Annotated in this window: 12 protein-coding genes; 3 read left to right on the forward strand and 9 right to left on the reverse strand. The window is 69.2% G+C overall.

Features of this window, described 5'->3' with window-relative positions; genetic code table 11:
• Positions 1–19 precede the first annotated feature (19 nt).
• The 3 genes from ABG085_RS04000 to ABG085_RS04010 all read right to left on the reverse strand — a co-directional run bounded on the left by ABG085_RS04000 (position 20) and on the right by ABG085_RS04010 (position 3,031).
• Positions 20–364 carry a metal-sensitive transcriptional regulator gene (locus ABG085_RS04000; RefSeq protein WP_347978133.1) on the reverse strand — a complete coding sequence of 115 codons (345 nt, stop codon included), beginning with the start codon at positions 362–364 and terminating at the stop codon, positions 20–22.
• A gap of 94 nt (positions 365–458) precedes the next feature.
• On the reverse strand, positions 459–2,822 hold the full coding sequence (locus ABG085_RS04005) for a heavy metal translocating P-type ATPase (RefSeq protein ID WP_347978134.1): 2,364 nt from the start codon (positions 2,820–2,822) through the stop codon (positions 459–461).
• Positions 2,822–3,031 (reverse strand): heavy-metal-associated domain-containing protein, encoded by a 210-nt coding sequence (locus ABG085_RS04010; protein ID WP_347978135.1) that lies wholly within the window; start codon positions 3,029–3,031, stop codon positions 2,822–2,824. The genes ABG085_RS04005 and ABG085_RS04010 overlap by 1 nt, the downstream gene beginning before the upstream one ends.
• Positions 3,032–3,340: 309 nt before the next feature.
• Between ABG085_RS04010 and ABG085_RS04015 the strand changes: the two genes are divergently transcribed.
• Entirely contained in the window at positions 3,341–4,624 is a 1,284-nt protein-coding gene (locus ABG085_RS04015; RefSeq protein WP_347978136.1) for an ABC transporter substrate-binding protein, read from the forward strand.
• A gap of 432 nt (positions 4,625–5,056) precedes the next feature.
• On the opposite strand, the gene ABG085_RS04020 is transcribed toward ABG085_RS04015, so the two are convergent.
• The 4 genes from ABG085_RS04020 to ABG085_RS04035 are packed head-to-tail and all read right to left on the reverse strand — an operon-like array spanning position 5,057 to position 9,085.
• Positions 5,057–5,797: an ABC transporter ATP-binding protein gene (locus tag ABG085_RS04020; protein WP_347978137.1), complete on the reverse strand. Its 741-nt coding sequence runs from the start codon at positions 5,795–5,797 to the stop codon at positions 5,057–5,059.
• A complete protein-coding gene (locus tag ABG085_RS04025) occupies positions 5,794–6,795 on the reverse strand; it encodes an ABC transporter ATP-binding protein (protein ID WP_347978138.1) in 1,002 nt (333 codons plus the stop codon). The genes ABG085_RS04020 and ABG085_RS04025 overlap by 4 nt, the downstream gene beginning before the upstream one ends.
• Positions 6,785–7,765, reverse strand: a complete 981-nt coding sequence (locus tag ABG085_RS04030; RefSeq protein ID WP_347978139.1) for a branched-chain amino acid ABC transporter permease — start codon at positions 7,763–7,765, stop codon at positions 6,785–6,787. Before ABG085_RS04030 ends, ABG085_RS04025 begins: the two co-directional genes overlap by 11 nt.
• A 12-nt stretch (positions 7,766–7,777) precedes the next feature.
• A complete protein-coding gene (locus tag ABG085_RS04035; protein ID WP_347978140.1) occupies positions 7,778–9,085 on the reverse strand; it encodes a branched-chain amino acid ABC transporter permease in 1,308 nt (435 codons plus the stop codon).
• A gap of 348 nt (positions 9,086–9,433) precedes the next feature.
• Between ABG085_RS04035 and guaB the strand changes: the two genes are divergently transcribed.
• Positions 9,434–10,936 carry an IMP dehydrogenase gene (guaB, locus tag ABG085_RS04040; RefSeq protein WP_347978141.1) on the forward strand — a complete coding sequence of 501 codons (1,503 nt, stop codon included), beginning with the start codon at positions 9,434–9,436 and terminating at the stop codon, positions 10,934–10,936.
• A 45-nt stretch (positions 10,937–10,981) separates the two neighbouring features.
• Here guaB and ABG085_RS04045 read toward each other — a convergent pair whose 3' ends face one another.
• Positions 10,982–12,091, reverse strand: coding sequence for an FAD-dependent oxidoreductase (locus tag ABG085_RS04045; protein ID WP_347978142.1), 1,110 nt, complete (start codon positions 12,089–12,091; stop codon positions 10,982–10,984).
• Positions 12,092–12,272: 181 nt separating this feature from the next.
• Between ABG085_RS04045 and ABG085_RS04050 the strand changes: the two genes are divergently transcribed.
• On the forward strand, positions 12,273–12,896 hold the full coding sequence (locus tag ABG085_RS04050; RefSeq protein WP_347978143.1) for a TMEM175 family protein: 624 nt from the start codon (positions 12,273–12,275) through the stop codon (positions 12,894–12,896).
• A gap of 130 nt (positions 12,897–13,026) precedes the next feature.
• Here ABG085_RS04050 and ABG085_RS04055 read toward each other — a convergent pair whose 3' ends face one another.
• Positions 13,027–14,502 (reverse strand): MFS transporter, encoded by a 1,476-nt coding sequence (locus ABG085_RS04055; protein WP_347978144.1) that lies wholly within the window; start codon positions 14,500–14,502, stop codon positions 13,027–13,029.
• Positions 14,503–14,575: the final 73 nt, after the last annotated feature.

Consider the following 14,575-nt stretch of genomic DNA (forward strand, 5'->3'; position numbering starts at 1 on the left):
GGCGGCGGGCGCTCGCGGGTCAGCGCACGAGGCGGGCGATGGCCTGCGTGGCCTCGGTGATCTTCGCGTCGGCCTCCGCGCCGCCCAGGCGTGCGGCATCCACCACGCAGTGGCGCAGGTGGTCGTCGAGCAGACCCACGGCGACGGCCTCGAGGGCGGAGGTCAGGGCGCTGATCTGCGTGAGGATGTCGATGCAGTACTTCTCGTCCTCGACCATCTTGTGGATGCCGCGGGCCTGTCCCTCGATGCGCTTGAGGCGGTTGAGGTACTTGTCCTTGTCCGTGATGTAGCCGTGGTGCGCGGCGTCGCCGTCGGGTGCAGAGGCGTGGTCGAGGACGGCGTCGCCGTGAGTGTCGATCGTCATGTCTGTGGACCCTTCATTGTGAGCGATGTTCATTATTTCGAGGTGGCAGCCGGCGAGAGCCAGCCCCCGAGGCCGCCCGCTACGAGGCAGCCCACTACGAGGCTCCGACCAGCGCCGCGGGCATCGGCTTCTTCTGCTGTGCCTGGCCGGTCGTGCCGCCCGACAGGCTGCGGAACCTCCGCAGGCGGAGGCTGTTGCCCACCACGAACACGCTCGAGAACGCCATCGCCGCTCCCGCGATCATAGGGTTCAGCAGGCCGAGCGCGGCGAGGGGGATGGCCGCGACGTTGTAGGCGAAGGCCCAGAACAGGTTGACCTTGATCGTGCGGAGGGTGGCGCGTGACAGGCGGATCGCGTCGGCCGCGCTGCGCAGATCGCCGCGCACCAGAGTGATGTCGGATGCCTCGATCGCGGCATCCGTCCCGGTTCCCATCGCGAGACCGAGGTCGGCCTGGGCGAGCGCGGCGGCGTCGTTCACGCCGTCGCCGACCATCGCGACGACGCGTCCCTCCGCCTGCAGCTGCGTGATCACGGCCACCTTGTCCTGCGGCAGCACCTCGGCGATCACGCGCTCGATGCCGACCTCATCGGCGATCGCGCCCGCCGCGGCCGCGTTGTCGCCGGTGAGCAGCACCGGCGTGAGCCCGAGGGCCCGCAGCTGCGCCACCGCCTCGGCACTCGTCGGCTTCAGCTGATCGGCGACCACCAACAGCCCCCGCACCTGGCCATCCCACGCGGCCAGCACGGCGGTACGCCCGAGCGTTTCGGCCGACGCCTTCGCGGCGGCGAGGTCGGCGGGAAGAGCCAGCGTCCAGTCGGCCAGCAGCGACTCGCGTCCGACGAGCACCGCGTGCCCCTCGACGATGCCCGACACGCCCTTGCCCGGAACGTTCTCGAACGACTCGACGGCGGGGAGCGCGCCGGCCTCGGCCGCGGCGCCGCGCGCGATCGCCTGTGCGATCGGGTGCTCCGAGGCGTGCTCGACGGCACCGGCGAGACGCAGCAGCTCGGCCCGGGCGCCGGCAGAGGCCGAGTCGGCGGGGGCCGAAGCGGATGCGGCATCCGTCCCCGCGCTCGCGGGGCCGGCGACCACGACGTCGATCAGCGACATGCGCCCCATCGTGACGGTGCCGGTCTTGTCGAGCACGACGGTGTCGACGGTGCGTGTGGATTCGAGCACCTCAGGACCCTTGATCAGGATGCCGAGCTGAGCCCCGCGGCCCGTGCCGACGAGCAGCGCAGTCGGAGTGGCGAGACCGAGCGCACACGGGCAGGCGATGATCAGCACCGCCACCGCGGCGGTGAACGCCATCGACGCGGAGGCACCGGTGAGCAGCCACCCGGCGAGCGTGCCGAGCGCGATGAGCAGCACGATCGGCACGAACACGCCGGAGATGCGGTCGGCCAGACGCTGCACCTTGGCCTTGCCCGACTGCGCATCCTCCACGAGGCGCGCCATCTGCGCGAGCTGGGTGTCGTCGCCCACGCGCGTCGCGCGGACCACCAGGCGACCGCCTACGTTGACTGTGGCGCCGACCACGGCGTCGCCGGGCGCGACCTCGACCGGCACGGATTCACCCGTGACCATCGAGGCGTCGACAGCCGATGTGCCCGAGGCCACGACCCCGTCGGTCGCGATTTTCTCGCCCGGGCGGACGACGAACTCATCGTCGGCGCGCAGATCGGCGATGGGCACCCGCACCTCGTCGCCGGTCGGCCGCAGCACCGCCACATCCTTCGCCCCGATCTCGAGCAGCGCGCGCAGGGCGGCGCCCGCCCGGCGCTTGGAGCGCTGCTCGAAGTACCTTCCGGCCAGGACGAAGGTCGTCACGCCGGCCGCGACCTCCAGGTAGATGTCTCCGGCGCCATCACTCGGGGTCACCGACCACTCGAACGCATGGGTCATGCCGGGCATGCCTGCGTGGCCGAGGAAGAGCGCGTAGAGCGACCAGAGGAACGCGGCCGAGACGCCCAGCGAGATCAGGGTGTCCATCGTCGCGGCGCCGTGGCGCAGATTGATCCACGCCGCCCGGTGGAACGGCCAGGCGCCCCACACCACGACCGGCGCCGCGAGCGCCAGCGACGCCCACTGCCAGTACGTGAACTGCAGAGTCGGAATCATCGCCAGCAGGATCACCGGCGTCGACAGCACGATCGACCCGATCAGGCGGTGGCGCAGGCTCGTGAGCTCCGGATCGGCGGCGTCACCCGCGACCGGCTCGACAGCCGGCGGGGCGGGGAGGGCGGCCGAATACCCGGTCTTCACGACCTCGTCGATGAGCGCCTGCGGGTCGAGTCCCGCGGGGACGCTGACGAACGCCTTCTCGGTGGCGTAGTTGACGGATGCCTCGACCCCCTCCATCCGGTTGAGCCGCTTCTCGATCCGCGCGGCGCACGACGCGCACGTCATCCCGCCGATCTCGAGTTCGACCCGGGCGGGAGGGGGACCGGCGAGCATCAGGCGCGGACCGCGCTGTAGCCGGCCTCGTCGACGGCCGCGATGACGGCGTCGTCGGCGACCTGGGTGGACGAGACGATCTTGAGCGTGCCGGAGGCCGCACTCACCTGGACGTCCTCGACGCCCGCGAGCTTGGACACTTCGCCGCGCACGGAAGCCTCGCAATGCCCGCAGCTCATTCCGGTCACCTTGTACTCGGCCTCAGCCATGTCTTCTCCTCGTGTCGTGCGGTGTTCGGATACCCCTGTGGGGTACGTCGATCCAGTGTATACCGGCCAGGGGTATAGGAGGCCGTGGGGGAGCGGTTTCCGTCTTCCGCGGCATCCCACGCCCGCAGAGTGAGCTATCCACAGGCACGGCGGGTCGAAGGGCCCAGGATTTGCCCGCCGATCACGGTTTTCAAGCTGTTACAGATCGTTAACGAAAGGCAACATTGCGGAGGCCCGGGGGCGATTAGGTTTAGTGCACTGGGTCGGCGCCCGAGCCGTTCCCGTGTTAATCACACAGCAAGGAGCAACATGAGCGTCTTCACCCGCTCGCGCACCACCACCACCCTCGGTGGCATCGCGCTCATCGGCGCCAGCGCCCTCGTCCTGGCCGGCTGTGCCGGTGGTGGCGGCACCGGTGGCGAAGAGCCCAACGAAAGCGCTGGGCCCGCCGAGGAAATGACCCTGACGGTCGGCACGGCTCTGCCGCAGACGGGAAACCTGGCGTTCCTCGGCCCGCCCGAGGAGGCGGGTGTCGCATACGCGCAGTCGCTGATCGAGGAGTACGCCGAGACCACCGGCCTCAGCGTTGAGCTGGTCTGGGGCGACTCGGGCGACCTCGACAACAAGGCGTACGAGACCGAGGTGCCCCGCATCCTCGCCGAGGACCCGGCCGCCATCATCGGCGCCGCGTCGTCGGGTGTCTCGCTGCAGTTCATCGACCAGGTCATCGGCGAGGGAACCATCCTGTTCTCGCCGGCCAACACGTCCGACCAGTTCACGACGTACGAGGACAACGGACTGTACTTCCGTACCGCCCCGTCCGACGTACTGCAGGGTGAGGTCCACGGCAACTTCGTCGCCGAGCAGGGCCACCAGACCCTCGGCCTGATCGTGCTGAACGACGCGTACGGCACCGGTCTGGCGCAGTACATCACGGAGGCCTTCGAAGGCGCCGGCGGCGAGGTCGTCGCCGCTCCGACGTACAACCAGGGCGACACCTCCTTCGACGCGCAGATCTCCGAGGTGCTCGCGGCCGACCCGGACGCGATCTCGGTCATCAGCTTCGACGAGGCGAAGACCATCCTGCCGGCCCTGATGGACCGCGGCTTCGACCCGAACAACCTGTATCTCGTCGACGGCAACATGGCGTCGTACAAGGACGACTTCCCCGCGGGCCTGCTCGAGGGCGCGAAGGGCACCTACCCCGGCCCGACGCCGGACCAGGTGCAGGAGTTCATCGATGGACTCGACGCGTTCGTCGAGGAGTCGGGTGACGAGCCGCTGAAGGACTACACCTACGCTCCGGAGTCGTTCGACGCGCTCAACCTGATCGCGCTCGCTGCTCTCGCCGCTCAGTCGACCGACCCGGCCGACATCGCCGAGAAGCTCATCGAGGTCTCCGGTGGTTCGGGAGACGGCGAGAAGTGCGAGTCGTTCGCGGCTTGCGCCGACATCATCCTCGCGGGTGACGTCGCGGACTACGACGGCGTCTCCAGCCCGGTGACGTTCGACGAGGTCGGCGACCCGACCGAGGGCTTCATCAACATCTACCAGTACGGTGCGGACAACACGTACACGCCGTTCGAGGGCTGAGAAACCCTCACACGGAACGCCCTCGGGTCCTCGGACCCGGGGGCGTTCCCCTTTTCTCCGGTACGAGCGGGAGCGCACCGCTAGGGAGCGTCACGCTCCGCCCTCGGGCACGGCGCCGGGCATCCGCGCGTGGCGACATCTGACGGCGGAGGGATGGATGCCGAGCGCAAGCTGCGGGCCATCAGAAGCCGGCATGGACCGCCACCCGTTGGGCGCGCCGGTGCCAGGAGCCGGGTGTGAGACTTCGGACGCGAGGAGACCGTGCACGGACGCGAGGAGCGGGGACGCGACCAGGCGGAAGGCGCCGCGTCAGAGGCCGGACCCGAGAGGGTGGACCCGAGACGCCGGTCGAGACGCGCGAAGGCCGTACGACGCAAAGAAGAGGGGGACGGATGCCGCGGCATCCGTCCCCCTCTTCTCGTGTCGTGCGCGCTATGCGCCGAGCGTGCCGAGGTAGAGCTCGGTGACCTTCGGGTCGTTGAGCAGTTCGCGACCCGTACCGGTGTAGGCGTCACGGCCCTGGTCGAGCACGTAGCCGCGGTCGCAGATCTGCAGGCAGCGGCGGGCGTTCTGCTCGACCATGATGCAGGTCACGCCGGCCTTGTTGATCTCCGAGACCCGGATGAACGCTTCATCCTGCCGGACCGGGGACAGGCCGGCGGACGGCTCATCGAGCAGCAGCACCTTCGGGTCCATCATCAGCGCTCGGCTCATCGCCACCATCTGACGCTCACCACCGGAGAGCGACCCCGCGCGCTGCTTGAGGCGCGTGCCCAGCTCGGAGAAGATGCCCGTGACGAACTCGAGACGCTCCTTGTAGACGCCCGGGCGCTGGTACAGCCCCATCTGGAGGTTCTCGGCGATGGTGAGGCTGGGGAACACGTTGTTGTTCTGCGGGATGAAGCCGACGCCACGGGCGACCAGCTTGTTGGCCCGGAGCCCGGTGATGTCGTCCCCCTCGAGCGTGATCGTGCCCTTGCGCACGTTCACCTGGCCGAAGATCGCCTTGAGCAGCGTCGACTTTCCGGCGCCGTTCGGGCCGATGATGCCGATGAGCTCACCCTCGTGGGCGACGAGGCTGCAGCCGTTGAGGATGTTCACGCCCGGCAGGTAGCCGGCGTGCACCTCGTCGACGACGACGACGGGTGTTCCCGTCGCGGTGGGAGCGGTCATTTGCCGTCCTCCTTCTCTTCCTCGGCCACACCCTGATCGACCAGAAGGTCGGCACTGGCCGTCGCGGATGCCTGGGCATCCGTCGTCGGATCGGCCTGGACGACGTCGATGCGACCCGTCACGACGCCCAGATCGAGCTCCTGATGGGCGCCCAGATAGGCGTCGATGACGGCGGGGTTGTTCATGACCGTCGTCGGGTCGCCCTCGGCCACGATCTTGCCCTCGGCCATGACGACGACCCAGTCGGCGATGTGGCGCACCATGTGCATGTCGTGCTCGACGAAGAGCACCGTCATCCCCTCCTGCTTGAGGTCGATGATGTGGTCGAGGAGCGACTGGGTCAGCGCGGGGTTCACGCCGGCCATCGGCTCGTCGAGCATCACCAGCGTCGGCTCGGTCATGAGTGAGCGGGCCATCTCGAGCAGCTTGCGCTGACCGCCCGACAGGCTCGCGGCGAAGTCGTCGGCCTTGGCGTCGAGCTTGAACTTCTCGAGCAGCACCATCGCGCGATCCTCGAGCTCGGCATCCTGCGATCGCCAGAGCGCGGGGATCATGCCCCCCCAGAACTTCTCGCCGCGCTGGTTCTTGGCGCCCAGCTTCATGTTCTCCATGACGGTGAGCAGGCCGAGCGCCTTGGTGAGCTGGAACGTGCGGACCAGCCCCAGGCGCGAGACCTTGTAGGCGGGGACGCCCGACAGCGATTTGCCGTCGAACGTCCACGTGCCGTGGTCGGGCTTGTCGAATCCGGTCAGCAGGTTGAAGAGGGTCGTCTTGCCGGCGCCGTTGGGACCGATGAGGGCGGTGATCGCTCCCCGCGGGATCTCGAGGTGCTCGACGTCGACGGCGGTCACGCCGCCGAAGGCGCGGTGCACGCCGTCGGCGATGATGATCGGGTCGACCTTGGCGACGCCGGGAACGGCCTCTCCGACGTGAAGACCGGTGGTCTTGGGGCGGGCGACCGGCGCGGTGCCGGTGGCCGGAGCGTTTTCACTTGACAAAGGTCAGCTCCTTCCTGTTGCCGAGGATGCCCTGCGGCATGAAGATCACGAGCAGCATCAAAGCGACGCCCACGAGGATGAAGCGCAGCGTGCCTGCCTGGATCTGGTTCAGGCCCGGCAGCCAGCCGGCCTGCGCCATCGCCGGGAGCACGTTCGACAGGAAGGTCTGCAGCGCCCAGAAGATGACCGATCCGAGGATCGGACCGAACACAGTGGCTGCGCCACCCAGCAGGAGGGCGGTCCAGACGAAGAACGTCAGCGAGGTGACGTACACACCCGGGCTCACCGCAGACGGCAGGGCGTAGACGACGCCGCCGGCGGCGGCGAGCACACCACCGAGAACGAGCGCCTGCATCTTGTAGGCGAACACGTTCTTGCCCAGCGACCGGACCGCGTCCTCGTCCTCGCGGATGCCCTTGAGAGCGCGCCCCCAGGGGCTGCGGGTGAGCATCCACACGACGAGCGCTGCGAAGCCGAGCGTCAGCAGGCCCATGATGCGCACCCACCACTGGGTCTCGTTGTAGACCCACGGTCCGAAGCCGTACTCGCCGGCGGGGATCGGGTTCGAGGCGCGGAAGCTGCCGTGGTAGCCGCTCAGTCCGTCGGCCGATCCAGTGAATTCGTCGAATGCCGTCGTGAGGAACAGCAGGCGCACCACTTCGGCGGCCGCGATCGTCACGATGGCGAGGTAATCGCCCCGCAGACGCAGCGTCGGGATGCCGAGGATCAGGGCGAAGACCGCCGCGCCCCCGAGTCCGACCAGAGCGCCCGCCCACCAGGGGAAGTCGAACGACAGGACGGAGATCGCGTAGCCGTAGGCGCCGATGGCCATGAAGCCTGCGATGCCCATGTTGATCAGGCCGGCGTAGCCGAAGTGCACGGCGAGGCCGAGAGCGGCCAGCGCGTAGCCGATGGTCGCCGGGCTGAGGATCGACGAGGCGGTGTTGGAGAGAATCTGAAGCAAGTCCATGAGTGTGTGTCCCTATCCGATTCGCTCGCGTCGTCCGAGGATGCCCTGTGGTCGGAACAGCAGGATCACGATCAGGATGAACAGTGCGCTGGCGTACTTGAGGTCGGCGGGGATCCAGAGGCTGGAGACCTCCACCAGGATTCCGACGATCAGCGCACCGACCAGGGCGCCGTACGCGGTGCCCAGCCCGCCGAGCACGACCGCGGCGAACATGAGCAGCAGGATCTGCGCGCCCATGTCCCACTTGATGCCCGGGCGGTAGTACGCGTACAGGATGCCCGCGAGGCCGGCGAGCGTGCCGGCCACCACCCACACGACCCGCACCACGGCGTCGACGTCGATACCGGAGGCCGCGGCCAGCGACGGGTTGTCCGAGATCGCGCGCGTCGCCTTGCCGATGCGGGACCGCGTCAGCCAGAGCGCGAAGGCCACGATGACGAGGACCGAGATGGCGAGCGACACCATGTCGACGACGCTCATCTGAACGGCGCCGAACAGCGGGATCTGATCCTCGGCAGAGCCGGGGAGCTGCAGCGTGCCACCGCCGATGAACAGCTGGAAGGTGTAGCGCAGCGCGAGCGAGAGCCCGATGCTGACGATCATCAGCTGCACCACGCCGACGCGCCGCCTGCGCAGAGGTCGCCAGAGGATCATGTCCAGGATGAGGCCGAGGCCGGCACTGAGGATGACGGCGGCCGGATAGCCCAGCCACAGCGGGAGTGCCAGGGTCGCCGGCCCGACGAGCATGAACGCCGCGATGGCACCGAATGTCACCATCTCGCCGTGCGCGAAGTTCGAGATGCCCGTCGTGCCGTAGACGAGCGTGAGCCCGATGGCGGCGAGGGCGAGCATCAGGCCGAAGCTGAGGCCCTGCACCACCCGCTGCATGAACTGGTCGAAGAAGCTCGTGACGTTGCGCTCGCCTTCGCCGATGAAGAAGTTGACGGTCGCTCGACCGCCCTGCCCCATCTCGACTTCCTTGACGTTCGGGGAGTCGTCCTCGGGGTCCACCACGACGATGCCCTCGGGGAGGGTCTCTTCGTCGAGCGTGACGACATACGTCTCGCCGCGCTCGGGGACGCCCACCCGCCATTGGCCGTTCTCGTCGGTCTCGACCTCCTGCTCACCGCCGGGGCCGTCGACCGTGAGCGCCACTCCTTCGAGAGGCTCACCATCTAGTTGGACATTGCCGCTGATCCGGTACGGATCGTCTTCATCGGCGTGCGCGGGGATCGCACCAGCGAACATCCCCAGCGCGACGAGCAGCAGTCCGAAGAGTGCGGCTGTGACGCGCGCTCCTGCAACACGTCTCGTGGTCACAGTCGTAGGACCCACAGAACCTCCAGTTCGCCACCACGCGGACACCGAAGCTCGGGTCGCATCGGCTGTGATGTTCGACGGTACGAGCGTAATGTGTCGCGCTTGTTTCGCCTACGCCACCATGTGGATAAGTGATCCGATCGAAACCGGACATCCTGCCCCCGCCGCATGCTCGGGTCGCGCCCCCGCGGGAACGCCCGCGGGCGCACGCGCGGGCACCCGCGCGTGCCGTATGGCGCGGGAACAAACGGCCACGCCCGACGCTTAGAATCGAGTACGGAGCGTCACGAGCGCACCGGCCGTCGTCGTCCACACCGAAACAACGCGCCGCGCGCGAGGAGACCCCCCATGGAGCACAACGACCCTTTCGGCTTCGTCGGACTGACGTACGACGACATCCTGCTGCTGCCGGGACACACCGACGTCATCCCCAGTGAGGCCGACACGTCGTCGCGGGTCACGCGCCGCATCACCGTGGCCACGCCCCTCCTCAGCGCCGCGATGGACACCGTCACCGAGGCGCGGCTCGCCATCGCGATCGCCCGCGAGGGCGGTCTGGGCATCATCCACCGCAACCTCTCCATCGAGGAGCAGGCGTCGATGGTGGATCGCGTCAAGCGCAGCGAGTCGGGCATGATCACCGACCCGATCACCACCACCCCCGACGCCACCATCGACGAGGTGGACGCGCTGTGCGCGCAGTACCGCATCTCGGGCCTGCCGGTCGTCGACGAAGAGAACCGCCTCGTGGGCATCGTGACCAACCGCGACATGCGCTTCGTCTCGGGCTTCGAGCGCCAGACCACGAAGGTGCGCGACATCATGACGAGCGAAGGCCTCGTCACCGGCAAGGTCGGCATCAGCGCCGGCGAGGTCATCGCCCTCTTCGCCCACCACCGCGTGGAGAAGCTCCCCCTCCTCGACGACGACGGCAAGCTGGCCGGTCTCATCACCATCAAGGACTTCGACAAGAGCGAGAAGTACCCGCTGGCCACCAAGGACGAGCAGGGCCGCCTGCGCGTCGGCGCCGCCATCGGCTTCTTCGGCGACGCCTGGCAGCGCGCCGAGGCCCTCCGCGACGCGGGCGTCGACGTGATCGTCGTCGACACCGCGAACGGCCAGTCCGCCGGTGTCATCGACATGGTGCGCCGCATCAAGGCCGACGAGTCGTTCGCCGCGATCGACGTGATCGGCGGCAACGTCGCGACGCGTGAGGGCGCGCAGGCGCTCATCGACGCGGGTGTGGATGCCGTCAAGGTCGGCGTCGGACCGGGCTCCATCTGCACCACGCGCATCGTTGCGGGCGTGGGTGTGCCCCAGGTCACCGCGATCTACGAGGCCTCGCTCGCGGCCCGTGAGGCCGGCATCCCGATCATCGCCGACGGCGGCCTGCAGTACTCGGGCGACATCGCCAAGGCACTGGTCGCCGGGGCCGACACCGTGATGCTCGGCTCGCTGCTCGCCGGAACCGACGAGTCGCCGGGCGAGATCGTCTTCCAGGGCGGCAAGCAGTTCAAGCTCTACCGCGGCATGGGCTCGCTCGGCGCCCTCCAGACGCGCGGCAAGAAGACCTCGTATTCGAAGGACCGCTATTTCCAGGCGGACGTCCCCACCGACGACAAGCTCATCCCGGAGGGCATCGAGGGTCAGGTCGCCTACCGCGGCCCCGTCTCGGCGGTCGCCTACCAGCTCGTCGGCGGCCTGCGCCAGTCGATGTTCTACGTCGGAGCCCGCACGGTCGAAGAGCTGAAGGCCAAGGGCAAGTTCGTGCGCATCACGCCTGCGGGCCTCAAGGAGTCGCACCCGCACGACGTGCAGATCGTCGTCGAGGCCCCTAACTACAAGCGGTAGCCGGTCCGGCCGGCCGGTCGAGCGAACGGATGCCGCGGCGCGGCGTCAACGGATCCGGAACGCCTCCGCGGCTCGGACCGTGCCGTCGGCCGCGAGGTCGGCGAGCACCGATCCGACCGCCGGCGTGAACTTGAAGCCGTGGCCCGAGAAGCCCGCGCCGACGACGATGCGGCCCCGGCGATCGAGCACGAAATCCTCGGAATCCGTCGAAGTGTACGTGCAGCTGATCGGCTCGGCCGAATCGGGGTCCAGTCCCGGGAACCACTCGGCGACGTAGTCGCGCAAGGCGGCAGCGAGCTCGGGCACCGGCCGGAACGTCCGCTGGTCGGGGTCGACGACGGGTCCGACGTGGTGGAGGCCCACTTTCACGCCCTCGCCCGGCGTAGGCATGCCGTACACGTTGCCGATCGGCCCCCGGTCAGGATCGACGAAGTGGTTGAACGACGGCCACGGGGCATCCGGTGAGATCGCGGCGAAGTGCGCTGGGCTCTCTTCGGTCACCGTGAGCCGGGGGAGCGGGAAGGACGCGGGCAGGATGCCGGGGGTCCAGGCGCCCGAGGTGACCACCGCCGTGTCGGCCACGACGTCGTAGCGGCGCTCGCCGTCGTCGATCGTGAGGGCGACGCCGTCGTCGCGTTCCTCGAGGGCGATGACGCGGTGGCCGAAACGGATGTCGGCGCCCAGGCGGCGCGCGCCGCGCTCGAGAGCGCCGAGGGCCGCCGCCGCCCGCACGACACCGGCATCGGGCGTGAACAGCACGTCGCCGGCGAACCGCATCCCGCTCCAGCGCCGCCCGGCATCACCCGCCCCGAGGATCTCGGCACGCTCACCGCGTTCGACGAGCGCGTCGTGCACCTGGGCCACCACCGCATCGTCGCCGTGGGTGACCAGCCCGTGCAGCCGCAGCAGCGGCTCGCCGGTCGTGCGCGAGAGCTCGTCCCACTCGGTGCGGGCGAGGGCGAGCAGGTCCAGGTAGTGCGGCGCGGCGTAGGCGTTGTTGAAGTTGCGGGTCGCACCGTGCGACGCGCCATGCGAGTGGCCGCGTTCGAACCGTTCGAGGGTGAGCACCCGGTGGCCGCGGCGGGCGAGCTGCCACGTGGTGGCGAGTCCCATCGCACCGGCGCCGACGACGAGATACGGAACATGCTCGGTCACGGGTCGGTCCTCCACGGTTCTCGGGCTCCCGCCCGCCGAGCGGACGCGGAGCGCGTCGCAGGCGCGGGCTGCGGCATCCGTCTTCCATCCTCGCGCAGCACAGGTGAGGGATCGGAGGGGAGTCGGAGTATGACGGCCCGCGATCCCCGCCTGCGCGGCGGTGTGTCGCTAGCCTGGCGCCATGATCAGGCAGCGGCAGCACCCTGCGGCGACACAGCGGACGACCCGCCTCGAGGCCTTCACCGACGGCGTCTTCGCGATCGCGGCGACGCTCCTGGTGCTCGACCTGACGACGCACACGCTCGGCCAGGTCGACTCCGACGCCGACATGTGGTCGGCGCTGGGCGGCATGTCCGAGCTGTTCGTCAACTTCGTGCTCAGCTTCGCGCTGCTGTGCATCCTGTGGATGGTGCACGTGCAGCAGTTCGAGCACATCGCCCGCGTGGATTCCATGATGCTGTGGCTCAACAACGCGCGGCTGCTGTTCATCGTGCTGGTGCCGTTCGCGACCGGGCTGATGACGGAGTACGAGCAGTACTACGCGGGCCGGCTCGCGATGCCGGTCACCTTCTTCCTGGCGATCCTGGTCAGCTGGGTGCAGTGGCAGTGGGCGGTCCGCCATCGCGAGACCATGCTGCCCGACATGAGCGCCGCGGATGCCGCCGCCTACGGTCGCGGCTCGCTCAGCGCTCTGATCATCAGCGCCGCAGTGGTCATCCTGTCGCCGTGGATCGGGTCGATCGCGTTCCTGCTGTTCCTGCTGGACGGCGTCTTCACGCGGGCGCTGCGCGGCAAGGGCGCCTGATCGCGCGGATGCCGACAGCCGGGGTGTCCCGCCACCGACCACATCATGTGCTCTCGCCGAGTGCACCTGTCTGCGACGCGCAGAGCATGCGGTTTCGGCGAGAGCACACGATGTGGACGGGCAGGCGGGTTCAGCGCGCGGCGGCCGGCTCGAGCGCGACGGCGTCGTTCTCGGCCAGGCCCGGGTCTGCGGGGCCGGCGGGCGCGGCATCCGTCGCCCTGCCCGACGGGAGCCACAGCGCCACGACCGTGGCGGCGAGGAGCACCGCGGCGCCGGTGAACACCGCCGGCCGCGCCGCGTCGACGTAGAGATCGGGCAGGAGCTCGCCGCCGGCGCTGACGAAGATGGCGGTCATCACGGCGGTGCCGAGGGCGACGCCGAGTTCGCGGACAGTGGAGTTCACACCGGACGCCTTCGCGTGGTCGACGAGCCCGAGGGTGGCGAGCAGGGCGGTCGCCGAGGGGGCGAACACGAGCGCCATGCCGACGCCGGCCATCACGAACGGCACGATGAGCGCCGGGTAGTCGAGGTCGGTCGACATGATCGCCGCGATCCAGGTGAGCGCCGCACCCTGCAGGGCGAGGCCGAGCACCAGCAGCACCCGCGTGCCCACGCGGGGGGCGAGGATGCCGGCGATCGGGGCGACGATCATCGGCGCGAGCGTCCACGGTGTGGTCTGCACGGCGGCCTCGAGCGGGGTCGAGCCCTGCACGACCTGCAGGTACTGGATGAGGATGAACACCGAGCCGAAGGTGCCGAAGCTGAACGCGAAGCCGACGACGTTCGTGATCGAGAACGAGCGGTCGCGGAACAGCCGCAGCGGCATCAGCGGGGCCTTCGCGCGCAGCTGCCACACCAGGAACGCGGCGATGAGGAGCGCGCCGACGACGATCTCGACGATGACCCCGACCGAGTCCCAGCCGTCGTCGTTGCCGCGCACGATCGCGTGGACGAGTGCCAGCACACCGGCTGCGGCGAGCACGGCGCCGGGGACGTCGATGCGGGCTCGTGCGCCGAAGTCGTTGTTGAGCACCATCAGGGCGAGCGGAATCGCGATGAGGGCGACGGGCACGTTGATCCAGAAGATCGCCTGCCAGTCCCATCCCTCCATGATCGCGCCGCCGACGAGCGGCCCGACAGCGACGCCCAGCCCGGAGACGCCGCCCCAGATGCCGATGGCCAGCGCCCGCCGCGCGGGCGGAACTGCCCCGCTCAGGAGCGCCAGCGACAGCGGCATCACGCCCGCCGCGCCCAGACCCTGCACGGCGCGGGCCGCGATGAGCTGCCCAGGGTCGGTGCTGAGGGCGGCGAGCACGGAGCCCGCGCCGAAGACCGCGATGCCGATCGCGAACAGCGTGCGCCGCCCGAAGCGGTCGCCGAGCGCCGAGGCGATGAGGATCGCACTGGCGAACGACAGTGTGTACGCGTTCACGAACCACTGCAGCTCCTCGACGCTCGCCCCCATCTCACTGTGCAGAACGGGGAGGGCGTTGGTCATGACGAGGTTGTCGAGGGTGGCCATGAACATCGGGACGGATGCCGCGGCCACCACGAGCGCGAACGGGCGCGGTCGTCGCGTGCGCAGGGCGAGGGAGGTGTCGGTCATGAGAGTCTCCGGTTGTAATCGAATGATTACCACAATGTAGTAATCGACTGATTACAAAGTCAAGTCATTCGCT

The organism is Microbacterium sp. ProA8 (genome assembly GCF_039905635.1).
Classification (GTDB): domain Bacteria; phylum Actinomycetota; class Actinomycetes; order Actinomycetales; family Microbacteriaceae; genus Microbacterium; species Microbacterium chionoecetis.